Here is a 4,567-nt window from a genome sequence, read left to right on the forward strand (position 1 = left end):
CCCCGCCCCCGTCGGCGGCGCCCCGGCCCGCGGGGCCGCCCCGCCCGCCCGCGGCGGCGCCCCCGCCGCCCGCGGCGGCGCCCCCGCCGCCCGCGGCGTCGAACGTCGCCCGCCACGCCTCGGCGGAGGCGAGGTCGGCCATCGCGGCCCGGTAGCGGCGGCTCAGCTCCGGCCACTCGCGCCCCAGCCGGGCGTGCAGCAGCGACGTGCGCCGCAGCAGCGTCCGGAAACGCTCCGGGTCGCGCTGGTACCAGGCCACCCTGGTGCCGTCGGCGGAGGAGACGAGCGCGCTGTCGACCTGCGACAGCAGGCTCCAGTGCCGGTCGATGTGCGGGACGACGGCCTGCGGGTTGCCGCGCGAGCCGGGTTCGACCGGACGGAGTTGCCTGACGGTGCCGAGCATCGCGCTCGCGAGCACGTTCGCCGTCCCGCGCGGCGGCTTGAACCCGCGCCCGCGCTTCGGCGGCTTGGCGCGCCGGACCTGCGGGAACTCCTCGTGGCTGGCGCGGTTCTGCGCGTCGGGGAAGTCGGCGCGGAACGCGAGGATCTCCGGCAGCTTCGAGGCGATGCCCGCGTGCATGTGCTCGGGGCCGCTCAGCACGTCCTCGATCGCCGACAGCATCAGCTCGGCGGTGGAGTACTGCATGGCCAGCGCGTGCTTCACCGAGATGATGAAGCTCTCCTTGAGCAGGTTGCCGCCGCGCTCGTACGGCGAGTGCATGAGGGCGGTGACCAGGCGGTTGCGCTCGTGGAAGTACGCCTGCCAGTCGATGCCGTCGTCCTTGTCCTGCCAGGGGACGTGCCAGGCGGCCATGCCCGGCAGCGTCACGGTCGGGAAGCCGGCCTCGCCGGCGCGGACGCAGTACTCGGCGTCGTCCCACTTGATGAACATCGGCATGGACAGCCCGACCTTGCGGACGACGTCGGTGGGGATCAGGCACATCCACCAGCCGTTGTAGTCGACGTCCACGCGCCGGTGCAGCCACTTCGTCTTGAGGAGGCTGCCGGAGCTGGTCCGCGCGCGGGGGCTCGGGTCGGGCGGCCTGGCGAAGTCGTGCTCGCGCTTGGTGTGCGGGGCCTCCTCCCACCACCAGCGGTACCGTCCGATGGTCTCGCCGTAGGCGTGCAGCTGCGAGCGGACGAAGAGGTTGAACATGTGGCCGCCCACGATCGTCGGCGTCCGGGCGAAGTCCGCGAACGCGACGGCGCGCAGGACGCCCTCGGTCTCGGTGACCACGTCGTCGTCCAGGAGCAGGACGTAGTCGCTGGTCCCGGCCTTGAGGGTCTCGTCCATCGCGCGGGAGAAGCCGCCGGAGCCGCCGAGGTTGCCCTGCTCGATGACATGCAGCTTCGGCCCGAGCGACGCGGCGGCGCGCGCGAAGCCGTCGTCGTCGCGGACGCGCTGGTCCCCCTGGTCGACGACGTAGACGGCGTCCACCACCTCCAGCACCTCGGGCGCGCCGCCGAGCGCGACGAGTTGGTCGACGCAGAAGCCCGGGCGGTTGTACGTGGTGATGCCCAGGCTGACCCGCCCCTGCCGGACGGGTCCGGTGGCGCCCGTGTCGGCGCACCAGTCGGCCCGCTCCAGGACGGCGTTGCTCTCCCCGGCGAGCACGTCCATCCAGTACCAGCCGCCGTCGATGAACGGGCGCAGCGTCAGCCGGAACGTCTCCTCGCGGGAGGTCGCGGAGTCGACGCGGACGGAGTCGACGCGCTGGACGTGGCCCTTCGCGCTGGACCGGTAGACGATGACTGTGGCCTGGCCCCGCAGCCGGACCCGCAGCACGACCTCCTCCACCGACGTCCAGCGGCGCCAGTAGCTGGCGGGGAAGGCGTTGAAGTAGGTCGCGAACGAGATCCGGCGCCCGACCGGCACGACCACGCTGCGCCGGCCGACGCCCTCCGGCCCGTCCGCCGGGGCCCCGGCCGAAGCCTCGGCGGCCGTCTCCGCCGCGACGGCCTCGGCTCCGCGGGCGATCTCGCCCTCGACGTACAGCTTGAGCACGTCCAGGTCGCGGTCGACCGGCATGACGACGCGCTGCAGGACCCGCAGCCCGGGGGCGGCGCCGGACTCCCCGGACGCCTCGGCGTGTTCGGTCACTCGTCCATACCTCCGCTAGTGAGACGCGAACCCTCGCCGAAATGGGGACGCAGCCGGTTGTCGACCATGGTGAGCGCGCTCGCGATGGCCATGTGCATGTCGAGGTACTTGTAGGTGCCGAGCCGCCCGCCGAAGAGCACGCCGTCCTCACGCCGGGCCAGTTCCCGGTAGGCGAGCAGCCGGGCCCGGTCGGCGGCGGTGTTGACGGGATAGTACGGCTCGTCGCCGCGGGCGGCGGCCCGCGAGTACTCCCGCATGATGACCGTCCGGTCGGACGGGTAGGCGGCCCGCTCGGGGTGGAAGTGCCGGAACTCGTGGATCCGGGTGTAGGGGACGTCCTCGTCGGCGTAGTTCATGACGGGGGTGCCCTGGAAGTCGCCGGTCGGGACGACCTCCGTCTCGAAGTCCAGCGTCCGCCAGCCCAGCTCGCCCTCGGCGTAGTCGAAGTAGCGGTCCAGCGGGCCGGTGTAGACGACGGGGACGTTGCCGACGAGGTCGTCGCGCAGGTCGAGGAAGTCGGTGTTCAGCCGGACCTCGATGTTCGGGTGGTCGGCCATCCGCTCCAGCCAGGCGGTGTAGCCGTCGACCGGGAGCCCCTCGTGGGCGTCGTCGAAGTACCGGTTGTCGAAGGTGTAGCGCACCGGGAGCCGGGTGATGATCTCCGCGGGCAGGTCGCGGGGGTCGGTCTGCCACTGCTTGGCGGTGTAGCCGCGGATGAACGCCTCGTACAGCGGGCGCCCGATCAGCGAGATCGCCTGCTCCTCCAGGTTGGCCGGGCGGCGGATCTCGGCGGCCTGCTCGGCGATCAGCGCGCGCGCCTCGCCGGGGGTGAAGACCCGGCCGAAGTACTCGCAGATAGTGCCGAGGTTGATCGGCATCGAGTAGACCCGGCCCTTGTAGGTGGAGTACACGCGGTGCCGGTAGCCGGTGAAGGCGGTGAACCGGTTCGCGTACTCCCACACCCGCTCGTTGGAGGTGTGGAACAGGTGCGCGCCGTAGCGGTGCACCTCGATGCCCGTCTCCGGCTCCGCCTCGCTGTAGGCGTTCCCGCCGATGTGGTCGCGGCGGTCGAGCACGAGCACGCGCAGGCCGAGGCCGGCCGCGCATCGTTCGGCGACCGTGAGACCGAAGAAACCGGCACCGGCCACCACGAGATCAACGTTCACTGGACGGCGTCCATCCGACTCGTGCGGGGAGCGAGGGACCTGGCCGCACGGGGGCGCCGGCCGGATCCACTGTACGGAATGCGGCTAAGATACCCGGGGTTCGTTCGGTACCGTCGCAGGAAGCCAAGGATCGCGGTGGCCCCACCCACTCCCGGCAGTGCGGCGCACAGCCCTGCCAGCGGTGCGGCGCGGGGGGCGCGCCCCGCGGTCTTCCTGCACGTCGGCGCCGCCAAGAGCGGCACGACCTTCCTCCAGCACGTGCTGTGGCACAACCGCGACCGGCTGCGCGAACACGGCGTCCTCTACCCGGGCCGCGACCAGGCCGCGCACGTCCGCGCCGCGTTCGACCTGCGGCAGACGTTCTTCCGCGAGGCGTCCGACCCCGCCACCCGGGGGGCGTGGCACGACCTCGTCGCCGAGGCCCGCGACTGGCCCGGCACCGTGGTCATCTCGCAGGAGCTGTTCGCGCCGGCCCAGCCGCAGTGGATCCGGCAGGCCATGGCCGACCTCGATTTCGCCGATGTTCACGTGGTCTTCACCGCGCGCGACCTCGGCCGGCAGATCCCGGCGCACTGGCAGGAGGACGTCAAGAACCGCTTCACGACCTCGTTCGGCGAGTTCGTGGCGTCGCTGCGGCGGAAGGACTGGCACGCCTACGAGAGCGCGCGGCTGTTCTGGGGCCTGCAGGATCCGGTCGCGGTGCTCGGCCGCTGGGGCGAGGACCTGCCGCCCGAGCGCGTCCACGTCGTCACCCTCCCCCAGCCCGGCGCGCCCCGCGACCTGCTCTGGCGGCGCTTCTGCGCGGCCACCGGCCTCGTCCCGGACGACTACGACCTGTCCCGGACGTTCGCCAACCCGTCGCTCGGGCTGAGCGAGACGCAGTTCCTGCTGCGCCTCAACGAGACGCTCGGCGACCGTGTCGGCTGGCACGCCTACAACGAGGACGTCAAGCTGTTCCTCGCGCAGCGGCTCCTGACCGGACGTCCGTCTCCGGTCAGGATCGAACTGCCCGGCGAGCACGTTCCGTGGGCCGTGGAACGGGCCGTGGAGACCGTCGAGGCGCTGCGCGCGGCGGGCTACCACGTGGTGGGCGACCTGTACGAGCTGATGCCGGCGGCGGCGTCAGGCCCCGCCCTCGGGACCGCGCCCGCGCCGCCGCCCGACGAGGTCCGCTGGGCGGAGATGGCGGACGTGGGCCTCGACGCCGTCGCGGCGCTGCTGCGGCGCGTCCAGGACAACCGGAGGCGGGCCGAGGCGGTGCCCGGCGCCGGCCTCCCCGCCCGCGACCAGATCGGCATGC

3 protein-coding genes are annotated in these 4,567 nt (G+C 72.8%); 1 reads left to right on the plus strand and 2 read right to left on the minus strand.

Annotated elements, in window-relative coordinates; genetic code table 11:
- The coding region (locus AB0C69_RS38560; RefSeq protein WP_360360957.1) for a glycosyltransferase at nucleotides 1–2,101 on the minus strand (2,101 nt) is incomplete at its 3' end.
- Nucleotides 2,098–3,267: a UDP-galactopyranose mutase gene (gene glf, locus AB0C69_RS38565; protein ID WP_345172825.1), complete on the minus strand. Its 1,170-nt coding sequence runs from the start codon at nucleotides 3,265–3,267 to the stop codon at nucleotides 2,098–2,100. The genes glf and AB0C69_RS38560, both read right to left, overlap by 4 nt.
- A gap of 135 nt (nucleotides 3,268–3,402) precedes the next feature.
- Between glf and AB0C69_RS38570 the strand changes: the two genes are divergently transcribed.
- Nucleotides 3,403–4,567: hypothetical protein (locus AB0C69_RS38570; RefSeq protein WP_360360962.1), on the plus strand; the 1,165-nt coding region annotated here is incomplete at its 3' end.

Source organism: Actinomadura sp. NPDC048032 (genome assembly GCF_040653175.1).
Taxonomy (GTDB): Bacteria; Actinomycetota; Actinomycetes; order Streptosporangiales; family Streptosporangiaceae; genus Spirillospora; species Spirillospora verrucosospora.